We start from the raw sequence: 15,479 nt of genomic DNA, 5'->3' as shown, positions 1-15,479 counted from the left end.
GACCTCCGTAGCCTGCCCGCCAGGCGGGCCTGCAAGGGTTACTCAAAGAACTGATTAATCTTCGCCTTGAGGATATCAATAGCGATGCGGTTTTTCCCGCCGCGCGGCACGATAATATCCGCATACTGCTTTGATGGTTCAATAAACTGCAGGAACATCGGGCGAACCGTCTTCTGATATTGAGCCATCACCGAATCCATTGAGCGGCCACGCTCATTTACATCACGTTTCATGCGGCGCATCAAACAGATATCGAGCGGAGTGTCGACGAAGATCGAGAAATTCATCTCCTGACGCAGGCGTGCGTCGGTCAGCAGCAGGATGCCTTCGAGGATAATGACCTTCTTCGGCTTCAGCGTGATGGTTTTTTTCTCACGCGTATGCTCAACATAGCTGTAGACCGGCAGTTCAATCGACTGCCCCGCTTTCAGCATTTGCAGATGCTGAAGCAGCAGCGTGTGATCCATGGCACTCGGGTGGTCGTAGTTAGTTTTAACCCGTTCTTCCATCGTTAAATGGCTTTGGTCTTTGTAATAGGCATCCTCCGGGATCACGCCAATATTTTCATCACCCACGCGATCGCGCACTTCACGATACAGCGTACTGGCGATAAGACTTTTCCCCGAGGCTGAAGCGCCTGCGATACCTACGATGACGCACTGATGCGACTTGTCAGCCATAAATTAACGACCTGATTCCGAGACAAAATGAAAGGATAAATAGCCAGCTTCCTGAAATATGAAGGGCATAGCGCGCGCAATTATAGGGAGTTCACCCATCTGATGCCAGAAAAAAGCATCCCCGGCCTTTTCAGATTATACCGTTAGATAATAAGCTGGCGTGCGGTTAAAGTACGACAAGCAAAAAAGCCTCAAGGAAACAGCGTGCCAGATCACATAATGCATCTTTTGACCTATTTCGGTGACAGCATGCTGTTACTGCCGACGGCGGTCATCATCGCCTTCCTGCTGCGCTGGAAAAACGACGACAAACGTGCCGTCTGGTTCTGGCTGCTGGCGTTCGGCTGTGCGGGGCTGGTGGTCAGCCTGTCAAAAATCGCCTTCCTCGGCTTTGGGATTGGCAGCGTACGCTTTAACTTCACCGGCTTCAGCGGCCACAGTGCCATGTCCGCCACCCTGTGGCCAGTGATGTTCTGGCTGTTAAGCGGCCGTCTCTCCTCCCTGTGGCGGCGCGTTCTGCTGATCGCGGGTTATCTTATCCCGGTTATCGTTGGGATATCGCGCCTTGAACTTAACGCTCATTCAGTGAGCGAGGTGATTGCCGGTCTGGTTCTGGGCTTTACGCTTAGTACCGCCTTTTTGCTCAGCCAGCGTAGCGTTCGGCCAAGGGGTTTTTCACTGGCGCAGCTGTGCATCGCGCTGCTGGTGCCCGTGCTACTTTTCAGCAACGGACGTGTTGCCACCACTCAGCAGTTTCTGCAGAAGTTATCGGCGCAAATTGCCGGTATTGAACATCCCTGGACTCGCGCGGATCTTTTAAAAATCAAGCAATAAACTCGACTTAATCTGGGGCATTTCTCGCAGGTTTTTTGTGCCATCCACTTCAAGCTGGTTTTCTTGTGCTAGCATGGCTTTAGAGATAAAGATTGCGCCGCTGCCTGGCGCCGTGCTGGATAAGTGTGGATGGCCTCAGAAACGTTAGCCAATGTACAACATAGCCGGACGCAGTGGCTGAACAGCCTGCTGCTGGGTTTACTGAGCCTGGCATCCACCCTTTACTGCCTTGAGTTGATTAAAATCAGCGGCCAGATCTCACCGCTGTGGTTTTCCACCGCGCTGATGACCATCGTGGTATTTCGCAATCCTGTACGTCACCTGCCGCTGCTGTTAAGCGGCTGCATGATAGGGGTGATCTGCGCGAATGCCATTATCCTCGGTCCCGGCTTGTCCAACCTGAAATTTCCATTGATTAATCTGGCCCAGGCACTGATGGGGGGCGTAATGCTTCGCCTGCTGTTGGATCATCATGCTCCGCTGAATACGCTGTACAGCTGGGCCAGAATGATGCTGGCAGTTGGCCTGTTTACCCCGCTTCTGGGCGCGATGCTGGCCAGCGCGCTGCTGAATATCCCCGCCGCTTCACTGACGCAGTTTTTCTCAACATGGGTTGCTTCAGAGGTCATCGGTATGCTGGCACTCGGTCCGGTAGCACTGCTGTGGCAGCGCGATTCGCTGATGAAGCATCGGGTGCTGATCGAGACGGTACTCACCCTGCTGGTCACCCTTACTCTTAGCTGGCTGGCCCTGCGCTTTCTGCCGTGGTCGTTTGCCTTCGTGATTGTCATTCTGTTTTACAGCGCCGTGCGTTTGCCGCGGCTGGCCGCGTTCATCGTTTATCTTGTGACGGTATCGATGATCTCATTGATGCTGGCGCTGAGCCTTATCCCGCAGGACTTTATCAGCGCACCGTTGCTGGTCTCGGTTCCCTGGCTACCCTTCCTGCTGGCGCTGGTGCCCAGCCATTTAATGACCCTGGGGATGCACTCATTCCGCGAAGAGCGTAAGCATATCTCGGAGAGTGAAACCCGCTTTCGCCATGCGATGGAATATTCGGCGATCGGCATGGCGCTGGTGGCACCCGGCGGTCAGTGGCTGCAGGTCAATAAATCGCTGTGCCGCCTGCTTGGCTATCGCCAGGATGAGCTTGAAGGAATGACCTTCCAGCAGCTTAGTCACCCCGACGATCTGAATGCCGATTTAATACAGATGAATGCCCTGCTGGCCGGAGATATCGCCAGCTACAGTATGGAAAAGCGTTATCTTCGCAGCGACGGCCAAACCGTCTGGGCGCTGCTGGCCGTTTCTCTGGTGCGCGATAGCGAACAGCAGCCACTCTATTTCATATCGCAAATAGAGGATATAACCGGGCTTAAGCAAACCGAGAAGGTCAATCAGCAGCTCATGGAGCGCATTACCCTGGCGAATGACGCTGCCGGAATCGGCGTATGGGAGTGGAATCCGATCACCGGAGAAATGACCTGGGACAGGCGCATGTTCCAGCTCTACCATCTGCCGGAAAACGCGATAATTACCCAGCAAAGCTGGATGAACTGTCTGCTGCCCGCCGATCGAAAAAAGGTGATGGCTTTACTTGATGACGCGGTGAAAAACACCTCGTCGGTTGACGTTGAGTACCGTATTGAAACCAGCTCGGGTATTCGCTACATCCGCTGCCAGGGAAATATGGTAGCGGACGAACCCGGCCAGTCTTCGCGTATGTTAGGGATCAATCAGGATGTCACCGCATTTCGCCAGCTGACCGACGCCCTCGATCAGGAAAGGGAGCGTATGCACATCACGCTGGATGCCATTGATGAAGCGGTGATCAGCACCGATGAAGAGATGCAGGTGATCTTTATGAATCCGGTGGCGGAAAAAATGACCGGCTGGCCTCAGCATCACGCGGTGGGCAAGCCTATCGCTGAAATCTTGCAGATCACCCACGGCGGGGAAGGGCCAGAACAGGAGATCGTCCTCAGCTGCGCCCTGCCGAAAAATACCAAACCCGCTGACTCCCCGGACCAGGATCTCGTCCTGCACAATCGCGCCGGCGAGGTGTTTGCCATCAACTACAGCCTTTCGCCGCTGAGCACCCAGGAAGGCGACAATATCGGTAGCGTCATGGTTATCCAGGACGTCAGCGAGTCGCGGGAAATATTTAAACGCCTGCGCTACAGCGCCTCTCACGATATGCTTACCCGCCTGCCGAACCGTGCCAGTTTTGAGCAGCGTTTGAAAGTGTTGCTGATGCCGCAGGAGAATCAGCGCATGCATCACGTGCTGGCCTTCGTCGACCTGGACCGCTTTAAGGCGGTAAATGACAGCGCCGGCCACGCCGCCGGGGATGCACTGCTGCGTGAGCTGTCAACGCTGATGATGCGCCAGCTGCGCGGCAGCGACTTCCTCGCCCGTCTTGGCGGCGATGAATTTGGCATGCTGCTGCCGGAATGTTCGCTGGAGGACGCCAGCGAGATCGCCAGTCGCCTGGTCGCCACCATCAGTCAATACCAATTCCTGTGGAAAGGTCACGAGTTCTCTGTTGGAGCCAGCGCCGGGCTGACCATTTTTGACAGCAGCAGCAACGCAGTTGAAGTGATGGCACAGGCCGATATCGCCTGCTATCAGGCCAAAAACAGCGGTCGGGGCAAGATTGCGGTTTACGGCGAAGCAACGGATAACGACCTGCCTCCGGCACCTGGCATCTCCCCCCTCCCCCGTTAATAAAACCACTGTACCCCCTTGCTCTGCCGACACGGCCAGGCTAAAGTCGCCCCCTTTTTTTCCCCACTCAGCGGAGAGAACGATGTTTATCGGTTTCGACTACGGTACGGCCAACTGCTCGGTCGCCATCATGGACCAGGGCCAGCCAAAAATGCTGCCACTAGAGCAGGGTTCCCCCTATTTACCCTCAATGCTGTGTGCGCCAACCCGTGAAGCCGTCAGTGAATGGCTGTTCCGCCATCATCAGGTCCCTACGCCGCACGCTGAGAGCCAGGCGCTGCTGCGCCGCTCCGTCGCTTTCAACCGCGAAGAAGATATTGAAGTCACACCGGCCAGTGTGAAGTTCGGTCTGGCCTCACTGGCACAGTATATGGACGATCCGGAAGAGGTGTGGTTTGTAAAATCACCAAAATCGTTCCTTGGTGCCAGCGGCCTGAAGCCGCAGCAGGTCGCACTGTTTGAGGACCTGGTCTGCGCAATGATGCTGCATATTCGTCAATCGTCGGAAAGCTCGCTGAACGACAGCGTAACCCAGGCGGTGATTGGTCGCCCGGTCAACTTCCAGGGGCTGGGTGGCGAAGACGCCAACCAGCAGGCGGAAGGCATTCTGGCCCGCGCGGCCAGCCGTGCCGGTTTTAGCGATGTGATTTTCCAGTTCGAGCCGGTAGCCGCCGGTCTGGACTTTGAAGCCACGCTGAGCAAGGAAAGCCGCGTACTGGTCGTAGACATCGGCGGCGGAACCACCGACTGCTCGATGCTGCTGATGGGACCGCAGTGGCACGATAAATCCGATCGCAGCGACAGCCTGCTGGGCCACAGCGGCTGCCGCGTGGGCGGTAACGATCTCGATATTATGCTGGCCTTTAAGGAGCTGATGCCGCTGCTGGGTCTGGGCGGTGAAACCGTGAAGGGAATGGGCCTGCCTGCCCTGCCGTGGTGGAATGCGGTGGCGATTAACGACGTTCCGGCACAGAGTGATTTCTATGCCGCGGCCAGCAACAAGCTGCTGCAGGATCTGATCCGCGATGCGCGCGAGCCGGAGAAGGTGAAGCGCCTGCTGAAGGTCTGGCGTCAGCGCCTGAGCTATCGTCTGGTGCGTGCGGCGGAAGAGAGCAAGATTGTGCTTTCCGATCGGCCGCAGACGCTGGCGGGATTAGATTTTATCGACGACGGGCTGGCAACGGATATCAGCGTGGCGGCGCTCCAGGCAGCGATTAACCAGCCTCTTGAGCGGATTCAGGAGCAGGTTGCGCTGGCGCTGGAGACCAGCGGCACCAAGCCTGATGTGATTTATCTGACCGGCGGCAGCGCGAAGTCACCTGTTCTGCGCCAGGCGTTGCAGCGTCAGCTGCCGGACATCCCGCTGACCAGCGGCGATGATTTCGGTTCAGTTACGGCGGGGCTGGCGCGCTGGGCACAGGTGATGTTCCGCTAAGGCCTGCCCGATTTATTCACCCGGCTGTTCTCTTATCATGCCGGGTGATAGTGGCACGGCATATCGTAGAAGCAGCGGAAGCTTATGCTTTCCGTCGATTAATGATTGCGCGGGCGCAGCGGCCAATCAGCGGAACGGCAATCATTGCCAAAATCACCGAGACGATCGCCAGGAAGAGCAGCACGGAGGCAATCGGGTTCAGTATTCCGCCAAGGCTGGTGATATGGCTGAACGAGGCAAAGCGCTCTGGCGGCATATCGCGCAGGATGGCTCCTGGCAGGATCATAAAGAACACCAGGCTGACCGGCAGGTAGACGATAAATATCTTTTTCTTGTTCATACGGTTTGCCTCACGGCGGTGGGAACATGTACAGGGCGGTGATGATACCTCAAAGCCGCGAGTCCCATCAACGCGTTGCCGTGCGGGGCGCTGTGGTACCTTCAGTTACGCCATGAAACGCCGCTGCGGAACTGGCGTACGAGGTCCAACCTCTGCTGCTGCTCCAGGGCGGTCCTCGCGCCGCGTTGCGGTGCCCTCGGTTACGCCATTGTGCCGACGGATCGGCCAGGATTGAACGTCCCTGTTCAAACCCGGCCTGACGCCAGCGTCCCTGCTGTCGTCTCCTGGCGCAATGGCTTCACCTCAGCGCTGCGGATGCCCTTGCGCAGCAGCAGAGGCTGTCCCCTTTTCAGAATTTCATCGCTTTTATATTTCAAACAATCACCGGGTTTGCAGATAAACCTGATGCTGCATGGGGTAATAGAATGGGCAAAACAACCAACTTGTTACCCACACGTAAAAGCCCCCTTCTGCATAAACTCACCGGTGCTCAACCCTTTATTTTCAGGCAACACGAAATTTTGATAGCAGGCTGGCTGTGCCCCCGAGAGGGCAATCCGCAGCGCTGAACGGAGAGAGGAAGCCAGGATTTGGCCGCATGGACGCGGCCAAAAGTCACAGCCGGGCCAGGACGGCCCGTCTGTGGCGGTCCGACCGGCTGACGAACGAAGTGAGGGGACCGCGCAGCGGCGCGAGGACCGCCCGAACGGGGGCACAACCCGCCAGCGCTAACTCCCGACTCTGCAACCAACACAGCAAGCGTCTGGCTGTTATGCCCTTTTACGGTCATCCAGCAACCGGCCTATCAGCAACTCAGTAACTACTGACCTCAGAAAGCAAACGCTTATCCGCATCAGTCAGCTTCAGCTGAGTCGCCTTCGCCAGCTCATCCACCTGCGCAAGCGACGTCGCACTCACGATCGGCGCGGTAATGCTCGGGCGCGCAATCTGCCAGGCCAGCGCCACCTGCGTTGGCGAAGCATGATGCGCCTCGGCCACCTCCACCAGCGCATGCACAATCTTCAAGCCGCGATCGTTCAGATACTTCTCCACCACGCCCTTCCCGCGCGCACTCTTCGCCGCATCTTCCGGCTTAAGGTACTTACCGCTGAGGAAACCGCTGGCCAGCGAATAATAGTTAATCACGCCCAGCCCATGCTCCTCTACCACCGCTTCCAGACCGCTTTCGTAGCCTTCGCGATCGTACAGGTTATATTCCGGCTGCAGCGTCTCATAGCGCGCCAGACCGGCATCCGCACTGATTTTCAGCGCTTCGCTCAAACGGTCGGCGGAGTAGTTTGAGGCACCGATAGCACGCACCTTGCCCTCTTTAATTAATGCATCAAAGGTAGCCAGCGTATCCTGTAATGGCGTATCTTCATCATCGCGGTGCGCCTGATACAGATCGATATAATCGGTTTGCAGACGTTTGAGGGAGGCTTCAACCGCCTGGCGAATGTATTTAGGTGCCAGACCGGTTTTACCGTCGCCCAAATCCATCCCCACCTTGGTGGCCAGAATGATTTTGTCGCGTTTACCGCTCTGCTTCAGCCAGTTACCGATGATGGTTTCTGATTCGCCGCCCTCGTTGCCGGGAACCCAGCGCGAATAAACATCGGCGGTATCAATAAAATTCAGGCCTTTCTCCACCAGTGCATCCAGCAGGGAAAAGGACGTTGATTGATCGGCCGTCCAGCCAAAAACGTTACCCCCAAAGGTCAGTAGCGGAACCTGAATGCCGGAACGACCAAGCTGGCGATGTTCTGAAGTACTCATTTCAATCTCCTGGTAGATGGGTTGCACGGCATCAATCTTAGCAGACTAACTATCTGTCGCTTCGACATTTTCTGTCTAATAATTTGCAGAATGTGAACAGAAGACAATGCAGAACTATACAGTTATCCTTATTTCCTTCATTTTTCGTAAGTTATAATTAGCTAAAATGAAGAGTGGACGCCTTTTCGTCCCATCTGGACATTTCCCCGCTACCGGAGAGCAAGAGAGTTAATGAAAGCACAGCGCCGTTTCCCCATTATCCCACTGGTTGTTATTCTTGCCGCACTGGTTGGCGGCGGCCTGTACTGGTGGCACAGCCATGCTGATGCTCCGGGAGCAAAACCTGACACAGCTGAAAAATCCGCGCATCCTCGTGGCCGTGGCGGGCGCGGCCCCGGTGGGCCAGGCGGTCCTGCCGGTATGGGCGCAGAATTAAGCCCGGTGCAGGCGGCTGTCGCGCAAAGCAAAAGCGTGCCGCAGTATCTCTCCGGCCTCGGCACCGTCACCGCCGCCAACACCGTCACCCTGCGCAGTCGCGTTGACGGCGATTTAGTTGCGCTGCACTTTACCGAAGGGCAGCAGGTGAAAGCCGGACAGCTACTGGCCGAAATCGATCCCCGCCCGTGGCAGGTTGCGCTGATCCAGGCAGAAGGCCAGCTGGCGAAGGATCAGGCAACGCTGGCCAACGCCCGCCGCGACCTGGCGCGCTATGAAAAGCTGGCGAAAACCAGCCTGGTTTCGCAGCAGGACCTCGACACTCAGAAATCACTGGTTAGCGAAACGCTGGGCACGATTAAAGCCGATGAGGGCAGCGTTGCCAGCGCCAAACTCAACCTCACCTACAGCCGTATCACTTCACCCATTGATGGCCGTGTGGGCCTGAAACAGGTGGATATCGGCAACTACATCACCAGCGGCGATACCAATGGAATTGTGGTGATCACCCAGACGCACCCAATCGACCTGGTGTTCAGCCTGCCGGAAAATGATATCAGCGCCATTCTTAACGCACAGAAACAGGGCGCTGTTCCGGTCGAAGCCTGGGACCGCAGCAATAAAACGCTGCTGACGCAGGGCGCGCTGCTCAGCATGGATAACCAGATCGATACCACTACCGGCACCGTTAAACTGAAAGCCCGCTTCAGCAACGAGGACGACCGGTTGTTCCCTAATCAGTTTGTGAATGCTCGCCTGAAGGTCGCTACCCTACAGGATGCGATTGTGATCCCGGCAGCGGCGCTGCAAATGGGTAACGAGGGCCACTTTGTCTGGGTGGTCAACGCCGACAATAAAGTCAGCAAAAAATCCGTCACCGTGGGCATTCAGGACAGCGAAACCGTGGTGATTAACAGCGGCCTGCAGGCCGGTGAAAAAGTCGTCACCGACGGCATTGATCGCCTGACCGAAGGTGCAAAAGTCGAAATCGTCGCCCCGCAGTCCACACCGTTGACCTCTGGTAAAAGCGCACAGCCAGCCAAGGGAGCCAGCGACTGATGCAGGGAATGCCTTCCACAACCGGCGGTGGACCATCGCGCCAGTTTATTCTGCGCCCGGTCGCCACCACGCTGCTGATGATTGCGATCCTGCTGGCCGGGATCATCGGTTACCGCTCTCTGCCCGTATCAGCACTGCCGGAAGTGGACTACCCCACGATTCAGGTGGTGACGCTCTACCCCGGTGCCAGCCCGGATGTGATGACCTCCGCCGTCACCGCTCCGCTGGAGCGCCAATTTGGTCAGATGTCCGGCCTGAAACAGATGTCCTCGCAGAGCGCGGGCGGCGCCTCCGTGGTAACGTTGCAGTTTCAGCTGACGCTGCCGCTGGACGTGGCCGAGCAGGAAGTGCAGGCCGCAATTAACGCCGCTACCAACCTGCTGCCCAGCGATCTGCCTAACCCACCGGTTTACAGTAAGGTTAACCCGGCCGATCCGCCGATTATGACCCTCGCCGTGACCACCACCAGCATGCCGATGACCCAGGTTGAGGACATGGTGGAGACCCGCGTGGCGCAGAAGATCTCGCAGGTTTCCGGCGTCGGGCTGGTCACGCTTTCCGGCGGGCAGCGCCCGGCGGTCAGAGTGAAGCTGAACGCGCAGGCGCTGGCATCGCTGGGCATTTCCACCGAAACGGTGCGCACCGCCATCAGCAATGCCAACGTAAACTCGGCGAAGGGCAGCCTGGACGGCCCGGAACGCGCCATTACGCTGTCCGCCAACGACCAGATCAAAACCGCCGAAGGCTATCGCCAGCTGATCGTCACTTACCTTAACGGCGCGCCGGTGCGGCTGGGCGATGTTGCCACCGTTGAACAGGGTGCGGAAAACAGCTGGCTGGGGGCGTGGGCCAACCGCCAGCAGGCGATCGTGCTCAACGTTCAGCGCCAGCCGGGTGCCAATATTATTGATACGGCCGACAACATCCGCCAGATGCTGCCTGCGCTGACCGCCTCACTGCCAAAATCGGTGGACGTCAAGCTCCTGACCGACCGCACGACCAATATCCGCGCGTCGGTTAACGACGTACAGTTTGAGCTGCTGCTGGCCATTGCGCTGGTGGTGATGATTATTTATCTGTTCCTGCGCAACGTTCCCGCCACCATTATTCCGGCCGTGGCGGTGCCGCTGTCGCTGGTCGGCACCTTTGCGGTGATGTATTTCTGCGGCTTTTCGATCAACAACCTGACGCTGATGGCGTTAACCATCGCCACCGGCTTCGTGGTGGATGATGCGATCGTGGTGATCGAGAATATCTCGCGCTACATCGAGAAAGGCGAAAAACCGTTAACCGCCGCGCTGAAAGGTGCCGGAGAAATCGGCTTCACCATCATCTCCCTGACCTTCTCGCTGATTGCGGTACTGATCCCGCTGCTGTTTATGGGCGATATCGTCGGCAGGCTGTTCCGCGAATTCGCCGTGACGCTGGCGGTGGCGATCCTGATATCCGCCGTTGTCTCACTCACCCTGACGCCGATGATGTGCGCGCGCATGCTGAGCGTGGAGTCGCTGCGTAAACAGAATCGCTTCTCGCGCGCCAGCGAGGCGATGTTTGATAAGGTCATTGCCCACTACGGCAGCCTGCTGAGTCGGGTGCTGAATCATCCGTGGATCACCCTCGGTGTCGCGCTAAGCACCCTGGCGATCACCGTGATGCTGTGGCTGGTGATCCCAAAAGGCTTCTTCCCGGTGCAGGATAACGGCATTATCTCCGGCACCGTGCAGGCCTCACAGTCCGTTTCCTACGCCAGCATGGCGCAGCGCCAGCAGGAAGTGGCCTCGGTGATTATGAAAGATCCGACGGTGCAGAGCCTGACCTCGTTTGTCGGCGTTGACGGCACCAACTCGGCGCTGAACAGCGGCAGGCTGCAAATCAACCTCAAGCCGCTGGATGAGCGCGACGACCGCATCCCGGTGGTGATTGCCCGCCTGCAACAGCAGGTTGCGCAGATCCCCGGCATCAGCCTGTGGCTACAGCCGGTCCAGGATCTGACCATTGATACTCAGGTCAGCCGCACCCAGTATCAGTTCACACTGCAGGCCGGATCGCTCGACTCGCTCAGCCTGTGGGTGCCGAAGCTGCTGGCAAAACTGAACACTATGCCGGAGCTGAAGGACGTCAGCAACGACTGGCAGGACCAGGGGCTGGAAGCCTATATCCGCGTCGATCGCGATACCGCCAGCCGTCTGGGTATTACCATGGCCGACGTGGATAACGCGCTGTATAACGCTTTCGGTCAGCGCCTGATCTCCACCATCTACACTCAGGCAAATCAGTACCGCGTGGTGCTGGAGCACGACACCACCGCCACGCCGGGCCTGGCCGCGCTGCAAAGCGTGCGGCTGAAAAGCACCGACGGCGGCAGCGTGCCGCTGAGCGCCATTGCCAGCGTTGAACAGCGTCACGGCGCGCTGAGCATTAACCACCTTGACCAGTTCCCGTCGGCGACCTTCTCGTTTAACGTCAGCGACGGCTACTCGCTGGAGCAGGCGGTGAATGCCGTCACTCAGGCCGAGAAGTCGATGGAAATGCCGGCGGAAATCATGACCCAGTTCCAGGGCAGCACCCTCGCCTTCCAGGCAGCGCTTTCCAGCACCGTCTGGCTGATTGTGGCGGCGATTGTGGCGATGTATATCGTGCTGGGCATTCTTTATGAGAGCTTTATTCACCCGATTACCATTCTTTCCACGCTGCCCACCGCGGGCGTCGGCGCGCTACTGGCGCTGTTGATTAGCGGCAGCGAACTGGACGTGATCGCCATTATCGGCATCATCCTGCTGATTGGTATCGTGAAGAAGAACGCCATCATGATGATCGACTTTGCGCTGGCCGCCGAGCGCGAACAGGGCATGTCGCCGTACGATGCGATTTATCAGGCCTGCCTGCTGCGTTTCCGTCCGATCCTGATGACCACGCTGGCCGCCCTGCTCGGGGCGCTGCCGCTGATGCTGAGCACCGGCGTTGGCGCGGAGCTGCGCCGCCCGCTGGGTACGGCCATGGTCGGCGGGCTGATCGTCAGCCAGGTACTGACGCTGTTCACCACGCCGGTGATCTACCTGCTGTTTGACCGCCTCGCCCACGCTACTCGCCAGCGCTTCGCACGCCGGGAGGCAGAGTGAAATTTTTCGCCCTGTTTATCCATCGCCCGGTCGCCACTATCCTGATGACCGTGGCGATCCTGCTGGCCGGTATTCTGGGCTTTCGCCTGCTGCCGGTGGCCCCGCTGCCGCAGGTGGATTTCCCGGTGATTATGATCAGCGCCTCGCTGCCGGGTGCCTCACCGGAAACCATGGCTTCGTCCGTGGCGACGCCGCTGGAGCGCGCGCTGGGGCGTATTGCCGGCGTTACCGAGATGTCCTCCAGCAGCTCGCTCGGTTCCACGCGCATTATTCTGGTGTTTGACTACGACCGCGATATTAACGGTGCCGCCCGCGACGTGCAGGGCGCGATCAACGCTGCACAAAGCCTGCTGCCGAGCGGTATGCCTTCTCGGCCAACCTACCGTAAGGCCAACCCGTCCGACGCGCCGATCCTGATCATGACCCTGACCTCGGATACCTATTCGCAGGGCCAGCTGTATGACTATGCCTCCACCCAGCTGGCGCAAAAGCTGGCGCAGATTGAGGGCGTAGGCGATGTGTCGGTCGGCGGCAGCTCGCTGCCCGCGGTGCGCGTTGAGCTGAATCCGCAGGCGCTGTTTAACCAGGGGCTGTCTCTGGATGCGGTGCGGGAAACCATCGCCAACGCCAACGTGCGCAAGCCGCAGGGCGCGGTGGAAGATAACCACCACCGCTGGCAGCTGAAAACCAACGACGAGCTGAAAACCGCTGCGGAGTATCAACCGCTGATCGTGCACTACAGCAACGGCGCGGCGGTGCGGCTGAGCGACGTGGCCAACGTCACCGATTCGGTTGAGGACGTACGCAATGCCGGGATGGCCAACGCCAAACCGGCGATCCTGCTGATGATCCGCAAGTCGCAGGAAGCCAATATTATTGACACCGTCGACCGCATCCGCGCCGAAGTGCCGGAGCTGCGTAAGATTATCCCGGCATCCATTGAGCTGAACGTGGCGCAGGACCGCTCGCCGACAATTCGCGCCTCGCTGCACGAGGTAGAGCAGTCGCTGGCGATTTCCGTCGGGCTGGTGATTCTGGTGGTGTTTGCCTTCCTGCGCTCCGGCCGCGCCACGCTGATCCCGGCGGTAGCGGTGCCGGTTTCGCTAATCGGCACCTTTGCCGCCATGTACCTGTGCGGCTTCAGCCTCAACAACCTGTCGCTGATGGCGCTAACGGTCGCCACCGGCTTTGTGGTCGACGATGCGATCGTGGTGCTGGAGAATATATCCCGCCATGTGGAAGCCGGGATGAAGCCGGTGCAGGCGGCGCTGCAGGGCGTGCGCGAAGTCGGCTTTACCGTGGTGTCGATGAGCATTTCGCTGGTCGCGGTGTTCCTGCCGCTGCTGATGCTCGGCGGGTTGATTGGCAGGCTGTTTACCGAATTTGCCGTGACGCTGTCGGTGGCAATCGGTATCTCGCTGCTGATCTCCATCACCCTGACGCCGATGATGTGCGGGCTGCTGCTGAAGCCGCAGCGCAAACATCAGCAGCCGCGCATTCGCGGCTTCGGCAAGGTGCTGCTGGCCGTGCAGCAGGGGTATGGCCGTTCGCTGCGGGTGGTGCTGAATCACGCGCGCTGGACGCTGCTGGTGTTCTTCGCCACCATCGGCCTGACCATGTACCTTTACGTGTCCATTCCAAAAACCTTTATGCCGGAACAGGATACCGGGCGGCTGATGGGCTTTATTCAGGCCGACCAGAGCATCTCCTTCCAGTCGATCCGCGACAAGCTGCAGGACTTTATGCGCATCGTGCATGACGATCCCGCGGTGGAGAGCGTGGTCGGCTTTACCGGCGGTTTCCGCACCAACAGCGGATCGATGTTTATCTCGCTGAAACCGCTGTCGGAACGTACTGAGAACGCCCAGCAGGTGATTGCCCGCCTGCGTACCAAGCTGGCGAAGGAGCCGGGAGCCAACCTGTTCCTGATGGCGGTGCAGGATCTGCGCCTCGGCGGGCGCGAATCCAACGCCGGCTACCAGTATTCCCTGCTGTCGGACAGCCTGGACGACCTGCGCGAGTGGGAGCCGAAAATCCGCCGTGCCTTTGCCGCGCTGCCGGAGCTGGCCGACGTCAACTCGGACCAAGAAGACAAAGGCGCAGAGATGGCGCTGACCTACGACCGCGCGGCGATGTCCAGCCTGGGCATTGACGTGTCCGACGTCAACAACCTGCTGAACAACGCCTTCGGCCAGCGGCAGATCTCCACCATTTACCAGCCGCTGAACCAGTATAAAGTGGTGATGGAGGTCGATCCGCGCTACACCCAGGACATCAGCGCGCTGAACCAGATGTACGTGATTAACAGCGAAGGGAAACCGATCCCGCTGTCTTACTTTGCCAGCTGGAAACCGGCGAACTCGCCGCTGTCGGTCAACCACGAGGGGCTGTCGGCGTCCTCGACCATCTCCTTTAACCTGCCGGAAGGCGTGTCGCTGTCGCAGGCCTCGGCGGCCATCGACCGCAGCGTCACCGCGCTGGGTGTGCCTTCCAGCGTGCGCGGCAGCTTTGCCGGTACGGCGGCAGAGTTTGAGAAATCACAGAGCAGCCAGCTGTGGCTGATTATTGCGGCAATCGCCACCGTGTATATCGTGCTGGGCATTCTGTATGAAAGCTACGTTCATCCGCTGACCATTCTCTCCACCCTGCCCTCGGCAGGCGTCGGTGCGCTGCTGGCGCTGGAACTGTTCGGCGCGCCGTTCAGCCTGATCGCGCTGATCGGCATTATGCTGCTGATCGGCATCGTGAAGAAGAACGCCATTATGATGGTGGACTTCGCCATTGAAGCACAGCGCAAGGGCGGGCTGACGGCGCGTGAAGCCATTGAGCAGGCCAGCCTGCTGCGCTTCCGGCCGATTATGATGACCACCCTGGCCGCCCTGCTCGGCGCGCTGCCGCTGGTGCTGACCAGCGGTGACGGTGCCGAACTGCGCCAGCCGCTGGGGATCACTATCGTCGGCGGCCTGGTGATGAGCCAGCTGTTGACGCTGTACACCACGCCGGTGGTTTATCTGTATATGGATAAACTGCGCCGTAAACCGCGCCCGCAGCCTGTGGTTGAGGAAGCCTGATGT

At 58.6% G+C, this 15,479-nt stretch carries 9 protein-coding genes; 6 read left to right on the top strand and 3 right to left on the bottom strand.

All coding sequences use genetic code 11. From position 1 onward, the window contains the following. Window positions 1-38 precede the first annotated feature (38 nt). Window positions 39-680: a uridine kinase gene (gene udk, locus OMR58_RS06740; protein WP_123334955.1), complete on the bottom strand. Its 642-nt coding sequence runs from the start codon at window positions 678-680 to the stop codon at window positions 39-41. 219 nt (window positions 681-899) lie between these two features. Between udk and OMR58_RS06735 the strand changes: the two genes are divergently transcribed. The 3 genes from OMR58_RS06735 (at window position 900) to yegD (ending at window position 5,676) form a co-directional block, all read left to right on the top strand. After that, window positions 900-1,514 (top strand): phosphatase PAP2 family protein, encoded by a 615-nt coding sequence (locus OMR58_RS06735; protein WP_264545651.1) that lies wholly within the window; start codon window positions 900-902, stop codon window positions 1,512-1,514. Window positions 1,515-1,643: 129 nt separating this feature from the next. Then, window positions 1,644-4,241, top strand: coding sequence for a diguanylate cyclase (locus tag OMR58_RS06730; RefSeq protein WP_264545521.1), 2,598 nt, complete (start codon window positions 1,644-1,646; stop codon window positions 4,239-4,241). Window positions 4,242-4,323: 82 nt separating this feature from the next. Then, entirely contained in the window at window positions 4,324-5,676 is a 1,353-nt protein-coding gene (gene yegD, locus OMR58_RS06725; RefSeq protein ID WP_264545520.1) for a molecular chaperone, read from the top strand. Window positions 5,677-5,758: 82 nt separating this feature from the next. On the opposite strand, the gene OMR58_RS06720 is transcribed toward yegD, so the two are convergent. Both OMR58_RS06720 and OMR58_RS06715 read right to left on the bottom strand, forming a co-directional pair. Further along, the gene (locus OMR58_RS06720) at window positions 5,759-6,016 is read right to left on the bottom strand and encodes a hypothetical protein (RefSeq protein WP_200561011.1); all 258 of its coding nucleotides are present in this window, start codon (window positions 6,014-6,016) and stop codon (window positions 5,759-5,761) included. An 813-nt stretch (window positions 6,017-6,829) separates the two neighbouring features. Continuing rightward, window positions 6,830-7,792, bottom strand: a complete 963-nt coding sequence (locus OMR58_RS06715) for an aldo/keto reductase (protein ID WP_200561009.1) — start codon at window positions 7,790-7,792, stop codon at window positions 6,830-6,832. Window positions 7,793-8,023: 231 nt separating this feature from the next. On the opposite strand from OMR58_RS06715, the gene OMR58_RS06710 reads away from it, so the two are divergent. Genes OMR58_RS06710 through mdtC form a run of 3 tightly spaced genes read left to right on the top strand, consistent with a single transcriptional unit; the run spans window position 8,024 to window position 15,476 of the window. After that, the gene (locus tag OMR58_RS06710; protein ID WP_264545519.1) at window positions 8,024-9,286 is read left to right on the top strand and encodes an MdtA/MuxA family multidrug efflux RND transporter periplasmic adaptor subunit; all 1,263 of its coding nucleotides are present in this window, start codon (window positions 8,024-8,026) and stop codon (window positions 9,284-9,286) included. Next, window positions 9,286-12,405 (top strand): MdtB/MuxB family multidrug efflux RND transporter permease subunit, encoded by a 3,120-nt coding sequence (locus OMR58_RS06705; protein WP_264545518.1) that lies wholly within the window; start codon window positions 9,286-9,288, stop codon window positions 12,403-12,405. Before OMR58_RS06710 ends, OMR58_RS06705 begins: the two co-directional genes overlap by 1 nt. Then, window positions 12,402-15,476 (top strand): multidrug efflux RND transporter permease subunit MdtC, encoded by a 3,075-nt coding sequence (gene mdtC / locus OMR58_RS06700; RefSeq protein WP_200561003.1) that lies wholly within the window; start codon window positions 12,402-12,404, stop codon window positions 15,474-15,476. The genes OMR58_RS06705 and mdtC overlap by 4 nt, the downstream gene beginning before the upstream one ends. The last annotated feature ends 3 nt before the right edge of the window (window positions 15,477-15,479 follow it).

The organism is Erwinia sp. INIA01, assembly GCF_025947915.1.
GTDB lineage: Bacteria > Pseudomonadota > Gammaproteobacteria > Enterobacterales > Enterobacteriaceae > Erwinia > Erwinia coffeiphila.
The sequence above is the reverse complement of the archived record's forward strand: the minus strand, read 5'-3'. Positions and strand labels throughout refer to the sequence as shown.